Source organism: Devosia sp. MC1541, assembly GCF_012847305.1.
Lineage (GTDB): Bacteria > Pseudomonadota > Alphaproteobacteria > Rhizobiales > Devosiaceae > Devosia.
Map to the genome: position 1 here is coordinate 489426 of NZ_JABBDZ010000001.1, position 25426 is coordinate 514851.

The 25426-nt window shown below is 57.0% G+C and carries 24 protein-coding genes and 1 tRNA gene; 15 read left to right on the plus strand and 10 right to left on the minus strand.

Features of this window, described 5'->3' with window-relative positions:
- The first annotated feature begins 92 nt into the window (after nucleotides 1–92).
- Together HKD40_RS02230 and HKD40_RS18145 are read left to right on the plus strand one after the other, a co-directional pair.
- A complete protein-coding gene (locus HKD40_RS02230; protein WP_169194080.1) occupies nucleotides 93–569 on the plus strand; it encodes a peroxiredoxin in 477 nt (158 codons plus the stop codon).
- 136 nt (nucleotides 570–705) lie between these two features.
- Complete coding sequence (locus HKD40_RS18145) at nucleotides 706–1761, plus strand: M23 family metallopeptidase (RefSeq protein WP_169194081.1); 1056 nt, start codon at nucleotides 706–708, stop codon at nucleotides 1759–1761.
- 40 nt (nucleotides 1762–1801) lie between these two features.
- On the opposite strand, the gene prfB is transcribed toward HKD40_RS18145, so the two are convergent.
- Nucleotides 1802–2924 (minus strand): peptide chain release factor 2 gene (gene prfB, locus HKD40_RS02240; protein WP_169194082.1). Its coding sequence is split into 2 segments (ribosomal slippage): nucleotides 1802–2854 and nucleotides 2856–2924, totalling 1122 coding nucleotides; the frame shifts between segments, so codons are not numbered across the junction.
- 73 nt (nucleotides 2925–2997) lie between these two features.
- Nucleotides 2998–3498, minus strand: a complete 501-nt coding sequence (locus tag HKD40_RS02245) for a peptide deformylase (RefSeq protein ID WP_169194083.1) — start codon at nucleotides 3496–3498, stop codon at nucleotides 2998–3000.
- Between the two features lie 77 nt (nucleotides 3499–3575).
- Between HKD40_RS02245 and HKD40_RS02250 the strand changes: the two genes are divergently transcribed.
- From HKD40_RS02250 to HKD40_RS02265, 4 genes are all read left to right on the plus strand, one after another.
- Nucleotides 3576–3652: transfer RNA gene (locus HKD40_RS02250), tRNA-Arg, on the plus strand.
- A 303-nt stretch (nucleotides 3653–3955) separates the two neighbouring features.
- The gene (locus HKD40_RS02255) at nucleotides 3956–4237 is read left to right on the plus strand and encodes a hypothetical protein (RefSeq protein ID WP_169194084.1); all 282 of its coding nucleotides are present in this window, start codon (nucleotides 3956–3958) and stop codon (nucleotides 4235–4237) included.
- 470 nt (nucleotides 4238–4707) lie between these two features.
- Entirely contained in the window at nucleotides 4708–7122 is a 2415-nt protein-coding gene (locus HKD40_RS02260; protein ID WP_248305856.1) for a methyl-accepting chemotaxis protein, read from the plus strand.
- A gap of 186 nt (nucleotides 7123–7308) precedes the next feature.
- Nucleotides 7309–7608 carry a hypothetical protein gene (locus HKD40_RS02265; protein WP_169194085.1) on the plus strand — a complete coding sequence of 100 codons (300 nt, stop codon included), beginning with the start codon at nucleotides 7309–7311 and terminating at the stop codon, nucleotides 7606–7608.
- A gap of 19 nt (nucleotides 7609–7627) precedes the next feature.
- Here the strand turns inward: HKD40_RS02265 and HKD40_RS02270 are convergent, their stop codons facing one another.
- Nucleotides 7628–8506, minus strand: a complete 879-nt coding sequence (locus tag HKD40_RS02270) for a helix-turn-helix domain-containing protein (RefSeq protein ID WP_248305881.1) — start codon at nucleotides 8504–8506, stop codon at nucleotides 7628–7630.
- A gap of 133 nt (nucleotides 8507–8639) precedes the next feature.
- On the opposite strand from HKD40_RS02270, the gene HKD40_RS02275 reads away from it, so the two are divergent.
- From HKD40_RS02275 to HKD40_RS02295, 5 genes are all read left to right on the plus strand, one after another.
- Nucleotides 8640–9914: a sugar ABC transporter substrate-binding protein gene (locus HKD40_RS02275; RefSeq protein WP_169194086.1), complete on the plus strand. Its 1275-nt coding sequence runs from the start codon at nucleotides 8640–8642 to the stop codon at nucleotides 9912–9914.
- Nucleotides 9915–9986: 72 nt separating this feature from the next.
- Complete coding sequence (locus HKD40_RS02280) at nucleotides 9987–10877, plus strand: sugar ABC transporter permease (RefSeq protein WP_169194087.1); 891 nt, start codon at nucleotides 9987–9989, stop codon at nucleotides 10875–10877.
- Nucleotides 10874–11686, plus strand: a complete 813-nt coding sequence (locus HKD40_RS02285) for a carbohydrate ABC transporter permease (RefSeq protein ID WP_169194088.1) — start codon at nucleotides 10874–10876, stop codon at nucleotides 11684–11686. The genes HKD40_RS02280 and HKD40_RS02285 overlap by 4 nt, the downstream gene beginning before the upstream one ends.
- Before the next feature lie 10 nt (nucleotides 11687–11696).
- Nucleotides 11697–12776 carry a sn-glycerol-3-phosphate ABC transporter ATP-binding protein UgpC gene (gene ugpC / locus HKD40_RS02290; protein ID WP_169194089.1) on the plus strand — a complete coding sequence of 360 codons (1080 nt, stop codon included), beginning with the start codon at nucleotides 11697–11699 and terminating at the stop codon, nucleotides 12774–12776.
- A gap of 64 nt (nucleotides 12777–12840) precedes the next feature.
- On the plus strand, nucleotides 12841–14847 hold the full coding sequence (locus HKD40_RS02295) for an aldo/keto reductase (RefSeq protein WP_169194090.1): 2007 nt from the start codon (nucleotides 12841–12843) through the stop codon (nucleotides 14845–14847).
- Nucleotides 14848–14902: 55 nt separating this feature from the next.
- Here HKD40_RS02295 and HKD40_RS02300 read toward each other — a convergent pair whose 3' ends face one another.
- The 5 genes from HKD40_RS02300 to HKD40_RS02320 form a co-directional block, all read right to left on the minus strand.
- Nucleotides 14903–15721: an ABC transporter ATP-binding protein gene (locus tag HKD40_RS02300; protein WP_169194091.1), complete on the minus strand. Its 819-nt coding sequence runs from the start codon at nucleotides 15719–15721 to the stop codon at nucleotides 14903–14905.
- Nucleotides 15721–16770, minus strand: coding sequence for an iron chelate uptake ABC transporter family permease subunit (locus HKD40_RS02305; protein ID WP_169194092.1), 1050 nt, complete (start codon nucleotides 16768–16770; stop codon nucleotides 15721–15723). Before HKD40_RS02305 ends, HKD40_RS02300 begins: the two co-directional genes overlap by 1 nt.
- Nucleotides 16767–17831 (minus strand): iron chelate uptake ABC transporter family permease subunit, encoded by a 1065-nt coding sequence (locus HKD40_RS02310; RefSeq protein ID WP_169194093.1) that lies wholly within the window; start codon nucleotides 17829–17831, stop codon nucleotides 16767–16769. The genes HKD40_RS02305 and HKD40_RS02310 overlap by 4 nt, the downstream gene beginning before the upstream one ends.
- A gap of 24 nt (nucleotides 17832–17855) precedes the next feature.
- Nucleotides 17856–19577 (minus strand): ABC transporter ATP-binding protein, encoded by a 1722-nt coding sequence (locus tag HKD40_RS02315; RefSeq protein ID WP_169194094.1) that lies wholly within the window; start codon nucleotides 19575–19577, stop codon nucleotides 17856–17858.
- Nucleotides 19578–19647: 70 nt separating this feature from the next.
- A complete protein-coding gene (locus tag HKD40_RS02320) occupies nucleotides 19648–21204 on the minus strand; it encodes a histidine kinase dimerization/phosphoacceptor domain -containing protein (protein WP_169194095.1) in 1557 nt (518 codons plus the stop codon).
- A gap of 190 nt (nucleotides 21205–21394) precedes the next feature.
- Here HKD40_RS02320 and HKD40_RS02325 point away from each other — a divergent pair, with 190 nt between their 5' ends.
- On the plus strand, nucleotides 21395–21880 hold the full coding sequence (locus tag HKD40_RS02325; RefSeq protein WP_169194096.1) for a CAP domain-containing protein: 486 nt from the start codon (nucleotides 21395–21397) through the stop codon (nucleotides 21878–21880).
- Nucleotides 21846–22106: a sulfurtransferase TusA family protein gene (locus HKD40_RS02330; protein WP_169194097.1), complete on the plus strand. Its 261-nt coding sequence runs from the start codon at nucleotides 21846–21848 to the stop codon at nucleotides 22104–22106. Before HKD40_RS02325 ends, HKD40_RS02330 begins: the two co-directional genes overlap by 35 nt.
- On the opposite strand, the gene HKD40_RS02335 is transcribed toward HKD40_RS02330, so the two are convergent.
- A complete protein-coding gene (locus HKD40_RS02335) occupies nucleotides 22103–23197 on the minus strand; it encodes a D-alanyl-D-alanine carboxypeptidase family protein (protein ID WP_169194098.1) in 1095 nt (364 codons plus the stop codon). The genes HKD40_RS02330 and HKD40_RS02335 overlap by 4 nt on opposite strands.
- Before the next feature lie 208 nt (nucleotides 23198–23405).
- Between HKD40_RS02335 and HKD40_RS02340 the strand changes: the two genes are divergently transcribed.
- Entirely contained in the window at nucleotides 23406–23822 is a 417-nt protein-coding gene (locus HKD40_RS02340) for a helix-turn-helix domain-containing protein (protein ID WP_169194099.1), read from the plus strand.
- Here the strand turns inward: HKD40_RS02340 and HKD40_RS02345 are convergent.
- Entirely contained in the window at nucleotides 23819–24715 is an 897-nt protein-coding gene (locus HKD40_RS02345) for a division plane positioning ATPase MipZ (protein WP_169194100.1), read from the minus strand. The genes HKD40_RS02340 and HKD40_RS02345 overlap by 4 nt on opposite strands.
- 552 nt (nucleotides 24716–25267) lie before the next feature.
- Here HKD40_RS02345 and HKD40_RS02350 point away from each other — a divergent pair.
- Nucleotides 25268–25417: a DUF1127 domain-containing protein gene (locus HKD40_RS02350; RefSeq protein ID WP_169194101.1), complete on the plus strand. Its 150-nt coding sequence runs from the start codon at nucleotides 25268–25270 to the stop codon at nucleotides 25415–25417.
- Nucleotides 25418–25426: the final 9 nt, after the last annotated feature.

A 25426-nucleotide genomic window follows, 5' to 3' on the forward strand; every position in this document is an offset into this window, starting at 1 on the left:
AATCAATGCCCTAAAGGCGTTTCATTGGGAGATGATACCGGCTGCAATGTGGCCTCGACACCCTCTCAATCGCTACATCTTAGGAGTGCCTTATGACTGAATTGAAAATCGGAGACGCGGCACCAGATTTTGCCGTGGAGCGCGATGACGGCACCACCGTCTCCCTCGCCGATTTCAAAGGGCAGCTAGTGGTGGTCTACTTCTACCCAAAGGACAACACCCCCGGCTGCACCACCGAGAACAAAGACTTCTGCGTCATGGCCGATGCGTTTGCCCAGCGCGGCGCGGTGCTGCTCGGCGTTTCGCCAGACACCGTCGCGACCCACCAAAAGTTTCGCGCCAAGCACGAACTCGCTCTGCCTTTAGGGGCTGATACCGAACGCAAGATGATCGAGGCATTTGGCGTGTGGCAGCTCAAAAAACTCTATGGCAAAGAGTTTATGGGGCTCGTCAGAACGAGTTTTATTATTGATGGCAATGGAAAAATTGCACGCATCATTCGCGCCACAAAAGTCGCGGGCCACGCCGAAAAGGTTCTTGCCGAACTCGACGCCGTACTGGCCCAATAAAGCCCCACTAACATAGGTTAGTATTTTTTAACGACAATCGTTCATCTTGAGTAAAACCCGTTTTACTTGAGGCATTTGCGTGAGCACGGCAGGAAAGCACCGAGAGTTGCGCGCACGACCCACCCCCCGAGCGGGCGTGTCGTCAAAACTGTTCTACGGCATGTTTGCCGTGCTCTTTGCGACCAATGCCGCAACTGGCCTTGCCTTCTACATGTCGGGCGATCTCACCCGCATCTTGGGCGAGCAAAACACCAGCGTCATCTCTGCTTACGAGGACCGACTGAGCCAGATGCGGGTCGAAATCGACCGCCTGCACTCTCGCGTCTACGCCCAGGCGGGCGACATCAACATGCAATTGCAGGAAGTCGTGCAGCAGCAAGATGTGCTGCTGGAACAGCAGCAATTGGTGCGAGCACTCGTCGATAAGGCCGGGCAGATGGGCATTGCCTCGCTGCCGGTGCCAAGCCTGCCAACGCTTGGCGATCCCACAGATCTGCTCGCCACCACCGACGCGCTCAATCTCATGCTCACGGAAACCGACGCGGTGATGACCTCAATCGCCGACACCGCCAGTAGCAGGACAGAGACCATCGCGAGTGAGTTGAATTCATTGGGTATTTATCCCGGCCAACTCTCCTCAGATCTCTCGATTGGCGGACCGCTCCTTCCGGCGGCTTCAGGGCCTGAATCCCGCGATATGTTGATTACGGCCAATCATGTGATGTCGGCATTGCTGCGCTACAACACGGCGCGCACCAGCCTCGAACAGGCCCCGGTTCACCTGCCTCTCGCCGAAAATTCCTATCGACAGAGTTCGGGCTTCGGCAATCGCTCCGATCCGTTTACGCGCGCACCGGCCTTCCATTCGGGGTTGGACTTTGCAGCGCCAACCGGCACCACCGTGCTCGCTGCGGGAGAGGGTCGCGTGATTTTTGTCGGCAGCAAGTCCGGCTATGGCAAAACGGTGGAGATAGAACATCCCTCGGGCCTATTGAGCCGCTATTCCCACCTCTCGGCCTATCTGGTCGAAATCGGCCAGGATGTCAGCACAGGGCTCCCTATTGCCAAAGTTGGCTCTACCGGTCGCTCCACTGGTCCGCACTTGCATTTTGAGGTGAGGAAAGGCGACCAAGCCTTAAATCCGAAACGCTTTTTAGACGTCGGCAACCGGCTACGCGCACAATTAGGATAGAAAAAAGGCCCGGTCTCCCGGGCCTTTCTCATCATCTTGTTTAGTCAGCGGTCACGTCAGTCGCAACGCCAACGCGCTGCGCCAAGGCCGCTTCCATGAACTTGTCGACGTCGCCGTCCAGAACCACGTCCGGCTGGCCGCTTTCGACGCCGGTGCGCAGATCCTTGACCATCTGATAGGGCTGCATCACGTAAGAGCGGATCTGGTGGCCCCAACCGATATCGGTCTTGCTGGCAGCCTGAGCGTTCGCCGCTTCCTCGCGCTTCTGCAATTCCTGCTCATAAAGACGCGCCTTGAGCATGTTCATAGCCGTCGCACGATTCTTGTGCTGGCTACGTTCTTGCTGACACGCCACGATGATGCCGGAGGGCACGTGGGTAATACGGATCGCCGAGTCCGTGGTGTTAACGTGCTGACCGCCCGCGCCCGATGCACGATAGGTATCGACCTTGAGGTCGCTTTCGCGAATTTCAATATCGATATTATCGTCGACCACTGGGTAAACCCAGCAGCTCGAAAAGCTCGTATGGCGACGCGCAGCCGAGTCATAAGGGCTGATGCGGACCAGACGGTGAACGCCCGACTCCGTCTTCATCCACCCATAGGCGTTGTGGCCCTTGATCATGATCGTCGCCGATTTGATCCCAGCCTCTTCGCCATCGTGCATTTCGATGACTTCAACCTTAAACTTGCGACGTTCAGCCCAGCGCGTGTACATGCGCAGCAGGATGTTCGCCCAGTCCTGGCTTTCCGTGCCGCCAGCGCCGGAGTGGATTTCCACATAGCAGTCATTGGCGTCGACTTCACCTGACAGCAGGGTTTCAATCTGCGTCCGGCGAGCGGAAACCTTAAGCTCGAGCAGAGCGTTTTCAGCGTCACGGATAATATCCGCATCGCCTTCCATTTCGCCCATTTCGATCAACTCGACATTGTCGCGAATGCCGGCTTCGAGTTCCTTGACACCCTTCACCGCAACATCGAGCTCATCGCGCTCGCGCATGGTGACGCGCGCCTTGGCGGGGTCGTTCCAAAAATCTGGTGATTCAGTTTGCGCTGTTAGCGCATCGAGACGGAGTTCTGCTGTATCCCAGTCAAAGATGCCTCCTCAGCAGGCTTAGGACCTGCTTGATTTCGGCGACGGTCTTTTCGATTTCCGCGCGCATGGATATTCCTTTATTACGTGCGCTCCGTTTAGCGGACACGCACCAATCGATCAACCTTGTGAGGGTGTTTCCCTCAGCGTTGCAGCTTCTTAAAACGTCGCAAAGCCGCATCCCGCTTGAGCCGCGAGACCTTATCTAGGAAGAAGATGCCGTTCATTTGATCGATTTCATGCATGGCAACGCGGGCTTCAAAGCCCGAGAGCGCCGTTTCTTGGCGCACACCGGCCGCATCGTCATAGCCAATGACGCACGAGATGGGGCGCACCACCTCCACCTCAATATCCGGCAGCGACACAGACCCCTCGGTACCGAGCTCTGCCTCATCCGACGTGCTCAACACCTCCGGATTATAAAGAAGCCGATAGTCCCTGCCCTCAACCGGGCCAAAGCTCACCACAACCACCGGAGCCACATCGCCAATGTGCACGGCCGCCAATCCATAGGCGCGATGCTCGGCAGCTGTGGCCTTCAACGCTTCGCCGATCGCGATCAACGCAGCGTCGACAGGGCGCGGCGTCGCGCGTTGTGCGAAACGAGGGTCTGGATAAAATAGAATTTGCGCAGGTTTGGTCATAAATCTCTGCTAATCGAAACCGTCTCGACCGCATAGCTTGAAACTTGTTTCCGACGCTGCTAGGTCGACATATGGCTGGTCCCGTAGCTCAGCAGGATAGAGCACAGGATTCCTAATCCTGGGGTCGTGGGTTCGAATCCCGCCGGGATCACCAAAGCTTCAATGACATGTAGGTTAGCATTTCAGCCAGTTCAGGTTTGAGTGACCCTGCGCCGTATCTCCAAAGTTGTGTTCGGTCTACGTCTCAGGAAGCGCTGTGATTTCAGTGTCCTAGTCAACTGTTGCGCGTGAAAAGATGTGCCCACAGTTGCGCCGCAGGTAAGAATTGGGCTCCTCCTTTCAATACAACGCGAGGCATTGAGGGAGAGTTTGGTCGATCACAACTGAACTGCCCCTTCAGCTTGCGTTCATAAGCTTGGGCTCACATTGCCTCCAGACAACGAGGAGGAGACCTCAAGTGACGAAGACCTTTATCGCCAAAATCGCTCTTGTTTCCACTTTACTGATCATTCCCGTAACCGCCGCCCAAGCCTATGTCATCCACAGCGTCAACGGCAAAAACTGGGTGACCTGCGACAACGGCCAGAATTGGTCGATGAATGGCGGAACGACGCCGATCACCCATGTCCAAGCCGCCCGTGGCTGCGCCAAGTTTGTCAGTACCATTGCCGCGCCACCAGCTGAGCCGACTGAACCAGGGGAGCGTGCCGACGAGGCCGCGAAATCAACCACCAAGTAAAATGAGCTCGGAAACGCACGAACCGGCCCATCGCTGGCACATGCGCTTCCCCGCTCCTCTCCCCTTGTAAGGTGCAGTTGGCACAATCAACACTGAGGCCTGGGTAGCCCCCGGAATTCCAGCCCACCTGGCGTTTCTCGTGGGCGTCGTGTTCGATTGAAAACATACCGAGGCCTCGCCGACCGCGCTGCGTTCAGTGCCGCCTATGCGGGGCTGAGCCACAGAGTTCGTCGCAAGTAGACGGAAAACAAAAATCACATCCAAAGAAGATGACGAGCCACAGTAATTTACCACCTATTAACGCGATTCATGGAAGCAAGTTGACAGATCAGAGCACGCAAGTGCTTCAGGCGGCATCACTAGCCTAAAAGACTAACCCCTGAAGACCTTGGGCCGTAATCGGGTCAAGAACGGCCAATAGGGCCCGTCAAGTTCAGTCTTTGAACGAGACGTCAGGGCATGCATGAGAGATGAAGTTCTCCAATTTAACTATACGCACCAAGCTGATGGCAGGTGCAGGTGTTATCATCGCTTCCAGTTTGGCAGTTATCGTGATCGGGGGCACTTCCCTGATGTCCAACGCCGCACGGAGCGAAGCAGAGGCGCAGGCACGCGCCCTCATGAGCTCGTATACAGAGATGGTCGAAGGCGAGTTCAGCTCGCTCATCGGCACAGCCCGCGGGTTGAGCGCTGCAGTTGAAGGCACGATTGAGCACGCTCAGTTTAGCCGCGACCAGCTCGGAGAAATGGTCAAATCCGTTGTCTCGTCGAACCCTGCCCTCACCGGCATGACGCTCGCCTTCGAGCCCAATGCGCTCGACGGCAATGACGCCCAGCATATCGGCCATCCCTATTCTGATGCGACCGGCCGTTTCGTTCCGTATTTCACGAACAGCGAAAACGGCTTGCAGACCGAACTGCTCGACATGTCGCCGGAGAACGGCACGGAGAGCTGGTATGATATGCCACTGCGGGAAAACCGCGATCTGGTGACCCCACCCTACGCCTATCCAGTCAATGGGCAGTCCATTCTGCTCAGCACCTTCACTGAAATCATTCGGAAGAACGAGAAACCAATCGGTATTCTCACGGCGGATCTATCGCTCGATACGATTGGTCACCTGATCGGCGATATGAAGCCTTTCGGCACCGGCCGCATTATGCTGGTCAGCCATGACACGCAGTGGGTGGCCCACTGGGACCCCGCGCAAGTCGGCCAGATGATGCCGCCGGCATTTGCTTCCGGCATGTTGGGCGAAGCCATGGTCACCACTGGCCAAAGCTATATCGACCCGACCGGCACCGAGCTCTTTGCCATTGCGAGCCGCGTCAAGTTTCCGGGAGTGTCCGAAGAGTGGACGCTAATCATGGAGATCCCGACGGAAACTATTTACGCCTCGATCAACGAAACGCGTAATCTGGCGCTGATCGCATCGGTCGTCCTGCTGATCATAACCTTGGCACTCGTGCGCCTGGGTGCCGGTATGATTGCCAAGCCGATTGTCCGCATGACTGGGGTTATGCGTGAGCTCACCGAAGGCAAGTATGACATCGAAGTTCCCTATCGCGACGGTGGGGACGAAATTGGCGGCATGGCGCGTGCGGTAGAAGTCTTCCGCGAAAACGGCCTCAAAATTAGCCAGATGACCGAAGCAGAAGCCGCGCGCATCATTGCCGACGAGCAGAGCCGTCGCGATATGATGACCGATCTGCAGGCGGCCTTCGGCGAAGTGGTGGATGCCGCTATCGCCGGCGACTTCTCCAAGCGCGTTCATTCCCAGTTCCCCGATCCTGAATTGAATGGCCTTGCAAGCAGCATCAATTCGCTGGTTGAAACCGTGGATCGTGGCATTGGCGAAACCGGTGTCGTCCTCGGCGCTCTGGCCCGCACCGATTTGACCGTTCGCATGTCGGGCGATTATCGCGGTGCCTTCGCCAAGCTCAAGGAAGACGCGAACGCCGTCGCCGAAACGCTCAGCGACGTCGTTAGCCAACTCAAGCACACCTCGCAGTCGATCAAGACCGCGACTGGCGAGCTTCTCTCTGGCGCAAACGATCTCTCCGAACGGACCACAAAGCAGGCTGCCACCATTGAGCAGACGTCTGCCGCGATGGAACAGCTCGCGCATACGGTCGTACAGAGTGCTGATCGTGCCCGCGATGCCAACCAAGACGCGCAGCTGGTCACACGCACTGCCGAAGAGGGCGGTGAAGTGATGACCAAGGCAACCTTGGCCATGACCCAGATCTCGACCTCTTCGGCCAAGATTTCCAACATCATCGGGCTCATCGACGATATCGCCTTCCAGACCAATCTGCTGGCGCTGAACGCTTCGGTTGAAGCGGCACGTGCTGGCGATGCGGGCAAGGGCTTTGCTGTCGTGGCTGTCGAAGTCCGCCGTTTGGCTCAGTCTGCTGCCCAGGCGTCTTCCGACGTCAAGGCACTGATCGAAGCGTCGGCCAATGAAGTCACCGTGGGCACGCGACTTGTCGATGAAGCCGCTGGCAAGCTTGCTTCTATGGTTGAAGCCGCCAAGTCCAACTCGCGCCTCATGGACAGCATTGCGCGCGACAGCCGCGAACAGGCCTCGGCCATTGAAGAGGTGACCATCGCCGTCCGCCAGATGGATGAGATGACCCAGCACAATGCGGCGCTTGTTGAAGAAACCAATGCTGCGATCGAACAGACCGAAGCGCAGGCGAATGAGCTGGATCGCGTTGTCGCAGTTTTCCGTACCGACGCCCGTGCTCGCACCACCGCGGCCGCTCCGGCGGCTCCTGCAGCACGTGCTGCCCGCCCCCAGCGCCGCAATCAGCCATCAGCCGCTCAAACCTATCTCAGCCGCGGCAATACCGCTGTGAACTCGGATTGGGACGAGTTTTGAGGGCCCAACCGGCGTGGGGCTAACCCTGAAACGACGATAGGTTTCAAGGGCCGGAGCACCAAGCTTCGGCCCTACTTCATTGGGGAGCCCCTACGATGGGCGCCTTCCATCAGTTGGGCACACCCTACCCTATCCCCCCTCGCCCATCTCCGCTAAGCTGAGGGGCAGGATTTAGGAGTATTCCCAGTGGCGTTGTTTGCGGTCAGTTTTAAGCTTGAAGACGGTGGCGATTATCAGGAACGCTATAATGCACTGATCAAATCCATCGAGACCAATGCCGATGGTGACATCTGGGGCGAAACCTCGAGCTTTTTCCTCGTGCCTTCAACCCGCAATTCGCTTGGCCTGAAAGAAGACATTATGGCTGGCGCCAATATGCAGGATGGCGATGTGGTCGTGGTCATCAATCTGAGCAAGACCAAAGGCCATTCGACCGACGGCATCAAAAAGAAGTCACTTTTCAAGAAGCTGATCGACCAGCGCTGAGCGCTAGCCGACTTTTTCGCTACGCATAGACAACATGGTCAACGCCTGCCGGTGTCACCGGTGGGCGTGTCCGCACTTCGCGGCGGAAGTCGCTCGGCGACATACCTGCAACTTTGCGGAATGACTTGTTGAAGGCGCTGAGCGAGCCGAAGCCGCTGTCCATGGCGATAGTGAGAACGCTTTCTTCGTCACGCATCAACAGCGCCTGCGCATAAGAGAGCCGCATCAGATTGGTGTAATCGTTCAGCGTCATGCCGGTCGATTTTTTGAACACCGTCATCGCATATTTTGGATGAACATCTGCTGCTACAGCTATGTCTACAGAATCAATTTCCTCGCGGAAGTTCTGCGAGATGAACTCACAAATGCGCACCACGAGAGGCGAGGTGTGCTGATCATTGGCCAATGTGCCAATGGGCTTATCATCCGGTAACATTCGGAACGGCGAGAAGCGGACGCGTTCAATGCGCAGCAGCAGTTCGTCTACGGCGATGCTCGCCTTCATCGGATCGCCCGAGCGCGCATAGGCGTCCCAGCGCGCAAAACTGACTGGGTCGGAGGCGTCCGTATCTTGGGTGATGAGGATATTGCCCTGCATCAGGCGCGATTGCAGCTCGGAGGACAGGCGTAGCCTGAAAAAGTGCACCAGCGGAAGATGAGCGCCAGCATAGACAAGGTCGTCGGAACCGGCAGACATCCAATGCGGCTGACCGCCCCAAAACATCGCCAGATCGCCGGCTGTGAAGGTCACTTCATGGCCCGCCATTTTGTAGTGGGCCCAACCTCTTACAATATAATTGATTTCAACCTGCGCATGCCAGTGCGCAGAGGTCATAATCAAGGGGTGTGCGTGGAATGTATGCAGCGATGTTGGCGTACGCTCAACACCATTAGGCAAGGCGACGTAGAATGCTTGGTGAGCAATCTTACTATCCGCCAACTTTGGATACCGTTTCAAAGCGACCAATTCCTCCCTTCAACTAGCTTAAGAACCGCTCAGAGGAAGAGCAACTGAAAACGGGAGGATAGTTATGACTAAAGTGAGCACGCGTTTTGCACGTACTCTCGCCACCGCTATGGCTGGCGTGAGCATGCTCGGTTTTGCGGCAGCCACCGCTGGCGAAGTGAATGTTTGGGCCTGGGACCCGAACTTCAACATCGCCGCCATGGCCGACGCCACCGCGCGCTACCAAGCCAATAATGCCGACACCACATTCGTCGTGACCAATGTCACCCAAGACGAAATCAACCAGAAGCTACAGACCCAGCTGCTCGCTGGCGTTTCTGATGGCCTGCCTGACATCGTCTTGATTCAGGACGACAATATTCAGCGCTTCCTGCAGTCCTTCCCTGGCGCGTTTGTGCCGCTGTCGGACCATATCGATATGAGCAAGTTCGCTGACTACAAGGTCGCGGCGGCTACATATGAAGGCAAGTCCTACTCCCTGCCGTTTGACTCCGGCGTGACCGGCCTCTTCTACCGCGCCGACTACCTTGAAGAAGCGGGCTACAAGCCTGAAGACGTTCAGGACATCACCTGGGATCGCCTGATCGAGATCGGCAAGGATATTCTCGCCAAGACCGGCAAGCAGCTGATCGACATGGACTATAATGATGATGGTCAGATCATCATGACCATGCTGTCCGCTGGGCAGTGGTATCTCAAGCCGGGCAATGAGCCGAATATTCTCGACAACCCTGCCCTCAAGGAATCCCTCGAAGTCTTCCAGGAAATGGCGCAGGCTGGTCTGATCAAGCCAGTGTCCGATTGGACCGGCTACACCGGCGCGTTCACCTCTGGCGAAATCGCCATGGTTCCACAGGGTGTTTGGATCACCGGCACCATCAAGTCGGCTGCCGATCAGGCTGGCAAGTGGCGCGTTGCTCCAATGCCAAAGCTCAACGACGTTGAAGGCGCGACCAACTTCTCCAACAATGGTGGCTCGAGTTGGTATGTTCTGTCCTCCTCGCAGAACCAGGAAGAAGCCATCGACTTCCTCAAGACCATCTGGGCTGAAGACGTCGACTTCTACCAGGGCATTCTGATCAATCAGGGCGCTGTTGGCTCCCTCCTCGCGGCGCGTGAAGGCGATGCCTACAAGGCCAGCGACGATTTCTTCAGCGGCGAACCCGTTTGGCAGAACTTCTCCGATTGGCTCGCTCAGGTTCCATCGGTCGACTACGGCACCTTCACGCCAGAAGCTCGCCTCGCTGTTCGTGCCCAGCTCCCGAACATCGCGAACGGAGGCAATATCGACGAAGCGCTGAAGGCTATGGACGCTCAGCTGCGCCAGCAGATGCAATAATTCCTCCCCGACGGGGGGCGGGTCACACCCCGCCCCCTTCCGAGAAATTCCAAGCATTTGATTGGAGCGGACATGGCGCAAGCGCGTTTGGACCGTAATGAGCAGTTCAATGGCTGGGCATTTGTCATGCCCGCATTGGTCCTGCTTGGCCTGTTTATGATCTACCCCATTATCTGGTCGCTCTGGATGAGCTTTCAGGTCGGGCGTGGCAACAGCTTCTCATTTGGCGGCTTCGCCAATATCCAGCGTTTGGCCAATGACGCCTTGCTCGTTCAGGCGCTGACCAACACCATCATCTTCTTCATCATCCAAGTGCCGATCATGATCGTTTTGGCCCTGCTGTTTGCAGTGGCGCTGAACGATCCATCGCTGCGCTTCCGCGGGCTCTTCAGAACTCTTCTGTTCCTGCCTTGCGTCACCTCGCTGATCGCCTATTCGAGCCTTTTCAAATCGATGTTCTCGACTGATGGCGTCATCAATCAGGCGCTCATGGGCTTGCATATCATCGGCGCGCCAATCCCGTGGCTGACCGACCCTTTCTGGGCCAAGATCGTCATCATCTCCGCCATCACCTGGCGGTGGACCGGCTACAATATGATCTTCTATCTCGCTGCGCTCCAGAACATCGACAAGTCGATTTATGAAGCTGCGCGCATTGATGGTGTGCCCGCGTGGGCGCGCTTCTGGAGGATCACCGTTCCTATGCTCAAGCCGGTGATCCTGTTCACCACCATTCTGTCCACCATCGGCACGCTGCAGCTGTTTGACGAGGTCAACAACATTACCCAGGGCGGCCCGGGCAATGGCACGATGACCCTGTCGCTCTACATCTACAACCTCACCTTCCGCATGATGCCAAGCTTTGGCTATTCGGCCCTGGTTTCGTGGGTGATCGTTCTGATTGTGGCGGTGCTCAGCATCATGCAGTTCTTCATTGCACGCGATCGCCGGAGGGCATCATGAGCAGCTATCTGATCAAGCGCACGGCGACCTATGCTCTGCTGGCCTTTGCCGCCTTCCTATCGGTCTTCCCCTTCTTCTGGATGGTGGTTGGCGCCACCAACAAGTCGAGCGATATCGTCACCGGTAGGCTCAGCGTTGGCACCAGCCTGTTCGAGAACTTCGCCAATCTGATGGCTCAGGTCGATCTCGTGCGGGTCTTTGGCAATTCCTTCTACATTGCCATTGTCTCCACCGTTCTCACCTTGGCCGTTTCGTCCATGGCGGGTTACGGCTTTGAGATCTTCCGCTCCCGTGTCCGCGAGCGCATTTTCCAGCTGCTCCTGCTGTTTCTGTCGATCCCCTTTGCGGCGTTGATGGTTCCGCTGTTCGTGATGATATCGCGGGCGCAGCTGAGCAATAGTTTCACCGCTGTGATCCTGCCCAGCATCGCCTCGATTTTCATCATCTTCTACTTCCGTCAGGCGACGAAGGCTTTCCCCAGCGAGTTGCGCGATGCGGCCCGTGTGGACGGCCTAAAGGAATGGCAAATCTTCCTTTTCGTCTATCTGCCGACCATGCGCTCCACCTATGCGGCAGCCACCATCATCGTCTTCATGGGCGCGTGGAACAACTATCTGTGGCCGCTGATCGTGCTGCAGACCAATGAGAACAAAACCATCACCCTCGTCCTGTCGACGCTCACCGCAGCGTATACGCCCGACTATGGGGTGATCCTCCTGACAACCGTTTTGGCCACGCTGCCAACCCTCGTCATCTTCTTTGTCCTGCAACGCCAGTTCGTTCAGGGCATGCTCGGCGCCGTAAAGTGAGGAACATCAAATGAGCAGCCTCAATCTCAGAGAACTCCGCAAATCCTACGGCGCCTTAGAGGTCATCAAGGGCGTTAATCTGGACATCACGTCCAAAGAGTTCGTCGTTTTCGTCGGCCCCTCGGGCTGCGGGAAATCAACCCTTCTTCGGATGATCGCCGGATTGGAACACATCTCCTCTGGTGATCTCACCATCGGCGGCAAACGGATGAACGATGTTGATCCGTCCAAGCGGGGCATCGCCATGGTGTTCCAGACCTATGCTCTCTATCCGCACATGACGGTGCGCGAGAATATGGGCTTTGCCCTGCGTTTCGCCAAAGTCCCCAAGGACGAAATCCGGCGGCAGGTTGATGCTGCCGCTAAAATCCTTGCGCTCGATCCCCTGATGGACCGTCTGCCCAAGGAACTGTCCGGTGGTCAGCGTCAGCGCGTCGCTATCGGTCGCGCCATCGTGCGTCAGCCGGAAGTGTTCCTCTTTGACGAGCCGCTTTCCAACCTCGACGCCGAGCTGCGTGTGCATATGCGCATCGAGATTGCGCGCCTACACAAAGAGCTCCAGACCACCATTATCTACGTGACCCACGATCAGGTGGAGGCCATGACTTTGGCCGATAAGATCGTGGTGTTGCGTGATGGTCGGATTGAGCAGGTCGGGCGTCCGCTCGATCTTTATGATGACCCAGACAATCAGTTCGTCGCCGGCTTCATCGGCTCCCCGAAGATGAACTTTTTCGCTGCTGAAGTTATCGAAGCCAGCGCTCAATCAGCTACCGTGCGCCTTGCCGATCATGGTGGCGTTGCGGTCACCCTGCCGGTCCAGAATGCGAAGAAGGGCGAAAAAGTCACGCTCGGCGTGCGCCCTGAGCATTTCATCACCGCCCCGGCAGAGGGACCATCGCTGACCTTCGCCATCGACGTTGCCGAACATCTGGGCTCGACCAGCTTTGTCTACGCGCATTCGCATGGCGAACCCATCATCATTGAACGCGAAGAAGCCCGCAGCGACGTTGGCGCGACCAGCATCACCGTCGGGATCGATCCGAGCAAGGCTTACCTTTTTGCCGCCAACGGCCAGCGTATCCGCTGACCCAAGTCGCCACATAGATTTGGACGACCGGTGCTGTGTCGTCCCATACCAAGGACCTTAGACTATGACGAAGACGAAAATCCGCTGGGGCATCATCGGGCCAGGCAGCATTGCCAAGGCCTTCCGCGGCGGCCTGCTCGATAGCGAGCATGGAGAACTCGCGGCCATCGCAACCCGCGATCCAAGCCGCGCCTCCCTCGCCACCGACTTCCCCGGCATCCGCGTTGTGCATGGCTACGACGCTCTGCTGGCTGATGCCGACATTGACGCGGTCTATATCGCCGTGCCGCACACCGGCCACGCCGAATGGGCCATCAAGGCTGCCGAGGCGGGCAAGCATGTGCTCGTGGAAAAGCCATTCGCCTTGAGCGCGCATGAGGCCGATGCCGTCTTCCATGCTCACCGCAAGGCTGACACTTTTGCTGGCGAAGCGTTCATGTATCGCCTGCATCCACAGACAACGAAAATCATTGAACTGGTGAAGTCCGGCGTCATCGGCGAAGTCCGCATGATCCAGTCGAGCTTCGGCTTCAACATGGGCTCCTTCCAGCCCGAGCACCGCCTGTTCGCGTCCAAGTTGGCCGGTGGTGGCATTATGGACGTGGGCTGCTACCCCGTTTCCATGGCCCGCTTGCTCGCTGGCGCGGTGGACGGCAAGCCCTTCGCCGATCCGGTAAAGGTCTCGGGCACGGCTGCGCTCAACGCTGAAGGCACCGACGATACCGCCGCAGCAATCCTCACCTTCGGCAATGGCATCGTCGCGCAGGTTTCTTGCGCCGTTATGGCCAATCTCGACAACGTCCTGCATATCCACGGCTCGCAAGGCCGCATTGACGTGCCAGACTTCTGGTTCGCTGGCGGCAATCGCGATCAGGGTCTTGGCAAGATCGAGATCGTGAAGGGCGGCAAGACCGAGAGCGTTTCGGTCAACGAATCCCGTCACGTCTATTCCTTTGAAGCCGACGCGGCCTCCAAGGCGATCCTCGAAGGTCGTCAGGAATTTGCCGAACCCGGCATGAGCTGGAATGACACCCTTGGCAATCTGCGTGTTCTCGATAAGTGGCGCGCAGACGCGGGCATCGAGTTCTCGATTGAAAAATCCAAGACCCGCCTCACCACGCTCGACAACCGCAAGCTTGGTGCCAACACTGGCATCATTCCCAAGCGCTCCATTCCGGGCCTCTCCAAGCAGGCTTCCGCGGTTGCGCTCGGCTTTGAAGATTTTAAAACCTTCGCATCTGGCGCCATTCTGCTTGATGCGTTTTGGGAGCGTGGCGGCAATCTCTTTGACACCGCCTTCGTCTACGGCGGCGGCTACACCGAAAAGCTCTTTGGCGAATGGCACACCAGCCGCGGCACCCGCGAACAGGCTGTGCTCATCGGCAAGGGTGCGCACTCCCCGCTCTGCTATCCGGACGTGATCGGCAAGCAGCTGACCCAGTCGCTGGATCGCCTCCAGACCGACTATGTCGATATCTACTTCATGCACCGCGACAATCTCGATGTCCCAGTGGGCGAATTCGTCGACGCTATGGACGCTGAGGTGAAGGCCGGTCGCATTCGTGGTCCGTTCGGCGGCTCAAACTGGACCAAGGAGCGTATGGACGAAGCAATTGCTTATGCCGAACGCACCGGCAAGACCAAGCCACAGGCGCTGTCGAACAATTTTGCCCTTGCAGAAATGCTCGATCCGATCTGGGACGGTTGCGTCACCTCGTCGACACCCGCTTATAAGCAGTGGTTGACTGACCGTCAGGTCGCCAACTTCTCATGGTCAAGCCAAGCGCGCGGCTTCTTTACCGACCTCGCAGGTCGCGACAAGACCTACAACGAGGAGCTGGTCCGCGTTTGGTACAATGACCAGAATTTTGGTCGCCGTGACCGCGCCCTGCAACTGGCAAAGGAACTCGGAAAGTCCCCGATCCACGTTGCACTCGCCTATGTGCTCACCCAAGAGTTCCCGAGCATACCGCTCATCGGACCACGTCGCGTGCTCGAACTCGACGATAGCCTGCAAGCCTTTGACATCAAGCTTTCGCCAGAACAGGTGAAGTGGCTTGAACAGGGCTGATCGCAATTAAAGTTTTGAATCAAGAAGTCGCCAGAATCCTCTGGCGGCTTTTTCGTTATTCAGCGTAGCGCCCTGAAAAGCCTTTAGGAATAACCAGCGGCGTGTGGGACACCGGATCGTCTATAATCAGGCACGGCAGGCCGAACACGGCCTCAACCAATTCCGCCGTGATGATGTCAGATGGCCTGCCTTCGGCCACCACTTGCCCGTCTCGCATCGCAATGATGTGGCTGGCATAGCGGCAGGCATGATTGAGGTCGTGCAAGACCGCGACCACGGTCTGACCATTCTTTGAATTGAGGTCACTCATCAGCTCCATCAGCTCGATCTGATGCGTGATATCGAGGAAAGTGGTCGGCTCATCAAGCAACAGAATTGGCGTCTGTTGAGCTAGAACCATGGCCACCCACACGCGTTGGCGCTGACCACCGGACAGCTCGTCCACCAGGCGATCGGAAAGCTCGGTCACCTTGGTCGCGTCCATGGCCTCCAATACGGCCGCCTCATCAGCCTCTGACCATTGCTGGAACAGCTTTTGATGCGGGTATCGTCCCCGCGCGATCAGATCGGCCACCCGAATGCCATCGGGTGCAATCGAGCTTTGCGGCAGAAGGCCCAAGCGCCGTGCCACTTCCTTGGCGGGCAGAGAGTGGATCGACTGACCATCGAGGATCACCTGACCTTCCCTGGGCTTGATCAATCTCGAAAGCGCCCGCAAGAGGGTCGATTTCCCGCACGCATTCGCTCCGACAATCACCGTAAAAGACTTGTCCGGAATTGCGACGGACAACTCGCGCGAGATGATCCGCTGCTCATAGCCAAAAGTGGCGCTCTTAGCGGCGAGCCGCACCGGGTAGCTTTTCTCGTCCGTCATCAGCGCCGCGCCTCACGAATAAGGAGCCAGGCGAAATAGATGCCGCCCAAGCTCACTGTAACTATGCCCACAGGCAGTTGCGTCGGCGCAAAGGCGCGTTGGGCGATGAAATCCGCTGCCAATAGCAATACCCCACCCATTGCCGCCGCCGGCAGCAAGGCAACGCCAGCGTCTCCCGTCAGCCGCCGCGCCAATTGCGGCGCGACCAGAGCCACAAACCCAATCGGCCCAGCCGTCGCTGTGACCACAGCCGTAAGGCCAACGCCCACCACCAATAAGAGAACCCTGCTTTTCTCGGCATTGACACCGAGACCGCGCGCCGCATCATCGCCCAACTCCAGCTGCGCCAAAGGGCGACTGAGCAGCAGTGCAGCCGGAATGAGAACAAGCAGGATCACGCCAGCATAGCTCAGACGCTCGAGCGTCATGCCATTGAGGCTCCCTGCCCCCCACACCGACGCCATCATTGCCACTTCAACCTTAGCCCGCAGTAGCATCCAGGTGTTGAGCGAGTTCAGCATGGCCGAAACGCCGATACCGACGATGATCAGTCTAAACCCCTGCACGCCGCGACGATACGCGAGGAGATAAACCAGCAGCGCCGTCACGAGCCCTCCAACGAGCGCTCCACCGGCGACCGCCATATAGCCCCCGCCAAGCAGCGTGATGACGATAAGCGCGCCCGTATAGCTTCCCGCGTCAAACCCAATGATGTCTGGACTGCCGAGCGGGTTTCGCGTCAGCGACTGAAAGATGGCTCCCGCCATGCCCAATGCCGCGCCGAGGATCAGCGCCAGCAGGACCCTCGGCAGACGCCATTCGACCACAACCATATGGGTCCGACCGTCTGCCTGACCGAGGAGTGCGCCAATCACATCGGGAAAGCTCACCGCAAAATCGCCGGAAGCCAGCGAGACGATTGTGAGGAACCCAGCAACGGCGAAAAGCCCGCCAATGACCAGCCACGACTGCACATCTATGCGCTGAGAGAACGGCCAGCGCCGCGATCGCAAAACCACAGTCCGCCGACCACTCGCGAGCGTTTTCATAATCCGCTCACCTTGCCCCTTCGGGCCAAGAAAATGACCACTGGGGCGCCCATAAATGCCAGCACTATGCCAACTTGGAGCTCACCCGGCGCCAACACCACGCGCCCGACAATATCGGATACCAAAAGCAGGATCGGCGCCAATACCGCCGTGTACGAAAAAATCCAACGCTGGTCAGGACCTACGTACCAGCGTGCCACATGCGGAACCATCAATCCCACAAAGCCGATGGGTCCAACCGCGGCCGTTGAAGCCCCGGCAAGAAGCGTCGTTGCGATAACCACCAAGGTTCTCGTGCGCCACAAATTCGCGCCTAAAGCGGCCGCCAAATCATTGCCCAATGCCACAGCATTGAGCGGACGCGCCACAAACAGCGCAAGCCCGAAGCCTACCAGAAAGAACGGCCAAACCGTTGATAGTGCTTCGTAACCCGTGGTCACGAGTGAGCCCGCGCTCCACTGACGCATGCGGTCAAAAGTGCTTGGATCGAGCAGCGATATCCCCGACGTGACGCCGCCCAGAACCGCGCCCAAGGCCACGCCTGATAAGGTCAATCGCAAGGGCGTTGCCCCGCCCCGACCAGCAGAGCCTATGACGTAAACGATCACTGTCGCGCTAATGGCCCCTGCCAGTGCAAACCAGACATAGCCGCCAATGCCGCTTATCCCGAAGAAGCCGATGCCGATAACGACGAAGAATGCCGCTCCTGCGTTGATGCCCAAAATACCAGGATCGGCCAATGGGTTACGCGTCAACGCTTGGATCAATGCACCAGACAGGCCAAGCGCTATCCCCACCAGCACGCCCATAATTGTCCTCGGTGCGCGCAACCCGGCGATAATGGCGTGATCGTCGCTATCGTTATAGGCAAACAGAGCGTCGACCACAGTGACAACAGGGATATAGCGCGCGCCAATAGCAAGACTGAGCATCACCGCGAAAATAAGGATGCAGAAACAGACAATTAGCCCCAAAAGACGCGAGCGATTGCTATCGACAACACCGGGGCGTTTCGCTTCCCCTTGCGCCAATTTTTGGCTTGTCATCGATAGCGACGCCATTAGAAGCCCTTTGTTTCAAGCATGCTAATTCAACTCGCCAAACTGGGCCCGGTGCAACCGCGCATAGGCCCCACCCAAGTTCAAGAGCTCTGCGTGCGGCCCCTGCTCCACAATGCCGGTTTCGTCGACGACGACAATCCGGTCCGCGTGCTGAATAGTGGCAAGGCGATGCGCGATGATCAACGAAGTGCGGCCAACAGCGAGCTCCGCCAACGAGCGCTGGATCGCCAATTCGGTAGCCGTATCGAGTGCCGATGTCGCTTCGTCGAGAACCAAAATCGGTGGGTTTTTCAAGAAGATACGAGCAATTGCTACACGTTGCTTTTGGCCCCCGGAGAGTTTCACTCCGCGTTCGCCGACCATAGTATCGAGCCCATTGGGCATGCGCGCAATGACAGCTTCAAGCCGCGCCCGACGCGCCGCTTCCATGATCTCCTCGTCTGTCGCGCTAAGGCGGCCATAGGCGATATTATCGCGCAAGGTGCCACCGAAGAGGAAGACGTCCTGCTGCACGATGCCAATTTGCTCGCGCAGACTGGTTTGCCTCATGTCACGAATATCGATCCCATCCACGGAGATGGAGCCGGAATTGATCTCGTAGAAACGCGGCAGGAGCGCGCAAAGCGTTGTTTTCCCAGCGCCCGACGGTCCAACAATGGCGAGCGTTTCGCCTGCTTTGATGTCGAGATTGATATTGGCCAAAATCGTTCGGCCGCTTTCATACGCAAAGCTCACATCGTTAAAACGAATGTCGCCACGCAGGTGCGATACGGTTACGGCATCGGGCTTATCGGCAATATCTGGTGCCGTATCGAGCAGTTTGGTAAATCGCGTGAAGCCCGCTATGCCTTTGGGATAACTCTCCAAAACGCCTGCGATCTGGTCGATTGGGCGCATAAAGACCGTTACCAAAAGCAAGAAGCTGACAAAGCCGCCATAGCTCAACTCGCCCAGAGTAACGAGCCAAGCCCCCACCAGCATGACCATCAGCTGGACCACTCGGGTCGAGAGATAGGTTACGACCTGACTGGTGGTCATAATCGCATAGGCGCGCAGTTTGGTGGACCGATAGGCCTGATTGTTGCCGGCAAAGAGCTTTGCCTCGTGCTCCTCATTGGCGAAGGCCTTGACCACTCGGACGCCCCCAATGGCGTCTTCGACACGGGTATTGAAATCCCCCACTTGGCGGAACAGCTCACGCCAGTTGCGGGTCATTTTCTTGCCCTGGGTCGCGACCAACCAGCTCAGCACCGGCACGAGCACCACGGTGATCACAGCCAATTTCCAATTGGTCAGGAACATCAAAATGAACGCGCCAATGAAGGTCATGATGGCGATGAACACATCTTCGGGGCCGTGGTGCGCAACCTCACCCACGTCTTCCAAGTCCTTGGTAACGTGCGTAATTAGGTGGCCGGTCTTATGATTATCGAAGAAGCGGAAGCTCAGCTTCTGCAAGTGATCGAACACCTGCCTGCGCATATCGGTCTCGATAGAGACACCCAGCACGTGACCAAAATAGTTCACGACGGCTTTAAGAACGGCGCCAAAGCAGTAGATGACGAGCAAAGTTATCCCCGCAAGGAGGATCAGGTTGTAATCTCCCTGCGGCAATAACTCGTCGACAAATTTGGAGACAGCGACAGGGAAAGCCAGCTCAAGCAATCCAGCGAGCACGGCGCATCCAAAGTCTAATATAAACAATCCCTTATAGGGAGCATAGTAAGCAAAGAAGCGCTTCAGCATAACCTGACCAATCTATTCCACTTACGCTTTGCCGGACCTCGGCCGGTGGCGCAAGTGCGAATTTGCCAGTTTAACGATGCTCTGCGTGGTGGCCGACTGCACTCAGGGCGATATTCGCTTCAAATCGCGTACCGGCACTGGGCAAATACTCATAAGTGCCGCCCATCTGCGCGACCACGCCCCGAATGAGGCGGAGGCCCATGCTGGTGCTGGGCACGCCATTTTTCGGCATACCGACCCCATTATCAGCGACGATGAGCTGGCATCGCCCGTTGTAAAAGTCATTCATAATGATGCGGATACGCCCTTCCCGCCCATCAGGGAAAGCGTATTTCAGCGCATTGGTCACAACTTCACTGAGCAGTAGTGACAGGGGCGTGATGTGGTCGCGATCCACATAACACCTATCCAGTTCGTAGATGATTTCCACCGGCTTGCCGTAGGCACGAACCACTTCATTGATAACCACCGGGACAATGTCGTGAGCGTCAATGTCCTCATACTCATCACGGCGGTAGATATGTTCATGCATGGCCGCCATCGCGCCCAAGCGACTTTGCAAATCGAGCTTGGCCGCTTCAGGGATATCCTGAAGCCGGATAAGGGACTGAACAGACTGGAGGTTATTTTTGACGCGGTGATGGATTTCGCGAAACAACATCATGTTGGTTTCATTCGCCGTCTCGAGCTCTTCAGCGTGGGCAGCGTCACGACGCAAAAGCCGCCATATCCACAGACCGACGATAATCAGCGCAACGCAAATGGGGGCTACGATGACCAAGATGGACATCAGTTCCGCCCGATATCGTCCCCACGCGCCTTCCGTAGGGATTGCGACCACGGCGACCATGTCGGTTCCCTGTATCGCGCGATAGCCGATAATTTTTGGCTGGCCGTCCGAGGGTGAGCGATCGGCAAAAAATGTCCCGCTGTCACCTCGTTCAAGGTGTTCGGTGAACAGAACGTCGCCCACGAGATCAGGCACATTGGTATGTGGATAGCGCGCCATAAGCCGCCCGTCACGCCGAAAGAGGCTGATGGACGCCCCAGCCTCCAGCTCAACGTCACGCACGAAAGATTCAAGAACACTGTTCGGGTAAGCGACTGCAACCGCACCAACAAAGACATTGTTGCGCGTCAATCTCTTAGCAAATACAAAGCCTTCGCGTCCCCTCGGTTGCATCACGACCTTGGCTGAAGTCGCAAACGCTGCTCCGCTGCGTATCGACTGAAAATAGTCACGCTCACGCAGATTTACGCCGGGCATAAATCGCGCGCTACTGAACAAGAGGTTGGCATCGGCATCGATAAGACTAACGATGAGTTCCGGCGGACGGTCCTCCATAATCTTGCCAAATGCCTCGGCATCTACAGACAGAGGACTATCCTCGATGAGTGAATCCATCCGGCGCAAAGTTTGAATTGCCAGCTGGTTCATCCAAAGCCCATTGGTCGCGACCACTTGCGTTGTAGAAGCGGCGTCATCTTCGAGCTGAATTTTGGTTTGCGCAGCGACATTTGCGAGAAAATAGGTGAAGACCCCAACGAAAGCGGCGAGGCACAACACGAGGAAAATCACGGACACTGACGTGGCACGCACTTCTTGTACGGATTTAGACAGACTCACAGTCAGTGCAACCTCCCCCACAATGCTGCCTTGTTTGCCAGCTCTCAGTGCACAAGGAACACCAAGGTGGCCAATATCTAATGAAAATCGTCATAGTGCCGGTTTTTAACGGCCAACCAACTGAGCTAATATAGATATATGGACGAAGTCTCGCTCCTCTTATGGACCGCGGCGCGCCAGAAGGAAAGATATGTCGAATAACAGAAGTTTGGCCCGCTTTGCACTCATGGGGTCGATGACGTTGCTCATAGCCGGGTGCGTTTCATTTGGTGGTGGTGGCGGATCTTCTCCCGCAGGCCTCCAACCTGCTCTGACCGCACGGATGGACGTGCCCAATGCACGCCTCGACTCACAGCAGGCCATTGGGCTCGTAAACGCCTATCGCGCCAACCAAAACATGCCTCCGCTGGTCGCTGATGCTGGCCTCAATGGCTCCGCACAGGCGCTGGCCAATCAGTACGCTCAGACCGGCGTCGCGCCGAGCATGCCGGGTGGGCTTGTCCAAATGAAGCTGAGCGCAGGCTATGCGACATTCGCTGAGACCTTCTCAGGCTGGCGCAACAACCCTGCGGATGCCGTCGCCCTCGCCGCAAACGCCTCAAAGGCTGGTATCGGCGTCGCGTTCAACCCGAACTCCGCCTATGGCATTCACTGGGTGCTTGTTCTTGGAAACTAACGTCCTGACCATTGATGCAAGGGGGCTGAAATGCCCCCTTCCCGTCTTGAAGCTGGAAAAGGCCGCCGCAACTGCGAATGGGGGCGATCAGCTCCTCATCCTCGCGACGGACGCTATGGCAAAAATCGATATCCCGCTGTTCTGCCGTCAGAATGGACATCATTGCGACGTGCAAACGAACGGAGAGGTTATCTCTCTCACCGTCCGGATTGGCTCGGCGGGCTAGAGGTCCGCGGGACGCGGTATTGGCAGGGATACTGCTCGTTCCGCTACAATCGGAGCCGTCGAGGTGGCGGCTACCGCTGGCGCCGCGAAACGCGAAACATGCGCCGGGCGTGGACGCGGAAACGCGACGGACCGTGTGCGGCCCAAATCCACAACCGTATATTCGCGCAATGGAATCTCATCGTTGAGATAGCTTGGCTGGCCTTTAAGGCCCATAGGGAACTCAGCTTCGCGCGCCTTGATATACTCTGGCGCCCCAGCGCCGCACACCAATGGCCGCATGTCTTGGGCTGCTCCACCCGAGTTCACGAGGCTGAGCAGCGACTGGCCACTCCCTTGATAACGACCCGACAGGGCATTGGTGAATAGCTCGGCGGCCCGCTCATTGCGCTCGCGTGCTGAGGAACCACCGAGAACAACAGCTAAGAGGCGGCGACCATTACGGTCGACTGTCGCAACGACGTTCAGCCCCGCAGCACAGGTGTACCCTGTCTTCATGCCGTTGGTGCCGGAAAACCCCTTTAAAAGCGCGTTGTTGGCCTCATACACGGCCTTGTTCAGGCGCACAGTGCCCGTCTGGAATATGGGCATGTACTGCGGATAGGCTTGCTCGATGTAGAGAGACAGAATTGCTAGGTCGCGCGCCGTGGAAACCTGGCCGACAACATGCAGACCGTGGGAATTGACGAAATTAGTCCCCGTCATCCCCATGCGACGTGCAACGTCATTCATCTTCACCGCGAAATTGGCTTCTGTGCCCGCAATGGTTTCGGCGATGGCATAGGCAACGTCATTGGCAGAGCGGACTATCAGCAAATAGAGCGCGTCTCGCATCGTAACAGAGCTATCGACGGCCAGGCCTGACTTGCTCGGCGCGAGGGCGACCGCCCCTTTTGATATCCGGACAGGGGTATCAAGAGTAATTGTTCCAAGCGCCAGCTCTTCGAAAACCACGTAGGCCGTCATGAGTTTGGTGAGCGAAGCCGGATGCCAAGGCTGACCGGCATCTTGCGCATACAGCACTGACAAATTGGATCGATCGACAACCAACAGCGGTGTTGCCTGAACAGGCAAAATACTGGCTGCAATCATGAAAAAGATCAAAGCTATGCGCTGAGCGAAAGACAAGTCAGGAACACTCCGACGGCACGATATCAGGAAGCACACCTACTATCAGGCAGGAGCATCAATCTCAAGGAAACGGCGAGAGTTTGACCAGCCCCTCGCATTTGCGACGGGGGCTAGTCACAAGTAGTAACCTCGCATATATTCTGTGCCTTAGTTCTCAAATAGGTGTCCCATGTCGCTCACAGACACATCGCTGCACTCAAATTGCTCTGCCATGTCGGACGTGCTCAATCGCATTGGCGACAAGTGGAGCGTCATGGTCGTCGGCATGCTGGGGCGTAATGGCACTCTGCGGTTCAACGAACTCAAGCGCATGATCAACGGCGTATCGCAGCGCATGTTGACGCTAACCCTACGCAATCTGGAGCGCGACGGGCTCGTGACACGCACTATCTATCCTGAAGTCCCCCCACGCGTAGAGTACAGCCTCACGCAATTGGGCAAGACATTACAGGGGCCCATCAGCGCGCTATGGGATTGGTCGGCTGAAAACCATGAGGCCATTATTGACGCCCGCGCCACCTATGACGCGCGCGAAAATGTTGTCGCCACGCAGGAACCGCGCAAGGCTGCTTACGCGCAAGGCTAAGCGTCGTCTCGCACGGTTTCTTCAAAACGGATCGTCTCTGGAGCCTCGGCTGCCAACAATTCCATACGCTGTACCGCGCGCTGAGACAGCGGCAGGTTCAAGGCATTGACGAGCGTGCGGTATTCCTGCCGAGCACTCGTATGTGAAGCAGATGGCATGCCACCCAACAACTCTTCGCTCAGCGGATCAAAAACTGTCATGCCGCTAGCAAAGAGCGAGCGGAAGATCACACGCTCGGCAATGCCATCGGCAACCCGGCACCCCAGACGCTCAGCAATTCGGTCCAGCATTGTCTGCACCTGACGCATATTACGCGAGGAGAGCATCGAGATGCGATTTCGAACGAGCACCCAATCAATGTTCCGCCCGTCAATCGCCAGACGTTCAGAGCGCGCGCGCTGAACCAATCTTGCATAGTGGCTGAGCTCACGCGGTTCCCCCGTCACAGGGTCAACCTGTGCCATAACAGCCAAGTCGATAAGGCTATCATTGACTGGAGACACTAAAGTGTCGGCCAATGAATGGGCGAGCCGCGTCAGGTTAGTGTCGAAGCCTGGCGTGTCGATAATAATGAAATCTGCCGTGTCTTCGACCTCACCAATTGCCTGAGTGAAGAGATCGAATTCGATCCGATGATTTTCACGCAGAGAATCGCCCCGCGACAAAGGCAGGTGATAGTGAGTGGGGTGCGGAATGACTTGCTCGTTTAAGCGCGCCCATTCACGGCGGTTGCGGACATAGTGCGTAAAGGTCTGCTGTCGGCTGTCGACGTCGAGCGTCGCAACCTTAAATCCCTGATGCAGAAGCAGTATGGCGATATGAAATGCTGTGGTCGACTTGCCCGACCCACCCTTCTCATTACCGACAACAATGACATGGGCGCCTTGCCGCACTGGATATCACCTCGCTGAACTCGGCCGGAGTGTCTGTGTTCGCCCCCCTAGGGGCAAGCGGAATTATGGTTAATAAAAAGGTTTTACATCGCAACAGGGAGATTTCCGGAGAGGAATTTGTGTTCGTGACAAGATGATGAAAATGCCATGCATGCAGCGCATGCGTCATCTGACCACACGCCCCTGAGCAAGGCTCACAGGATCGCTTATGTATTGGGACGACGAGTCCACGAAACCTTGGGTGTACCCCCCATGTTCGTCCGCACAGTCTGGCGCTCGGTTCGCGCACTAGAACCTAAGCCTAGTCAACTTCCTAGCATTGTTCGCATCAGTCGCGAACCTGGCATAATCGGCATTTGCCCACCCGACTTCATGCAAATGACGAAATCGCTGTTCGATCGCTAAAGCGGCCGCACAGTCATTCTGGATTTTGAGCCTCGCCTCCGTCACTCGCCGCCTTGCAAAAAGTGCATAGCTAATCTGAGTAAATCCAGACTGCTCATTTTTACGCCACGCACTAAATATGATCACGTAAACAACAGGAGACATCCGATGGACATCCGTAAGACCTTTAAGAAGTGGGCCGCTTATCAGCAGACCGTTCGTGAACTCGCTTCGCTCGACAACCGTCAGCTCAACGACCTTGGCATTTCGCGTACCGATATCACTCGCGTAGCTCGCGATCATGCAAACACGCTCTAAGCCTGCAGC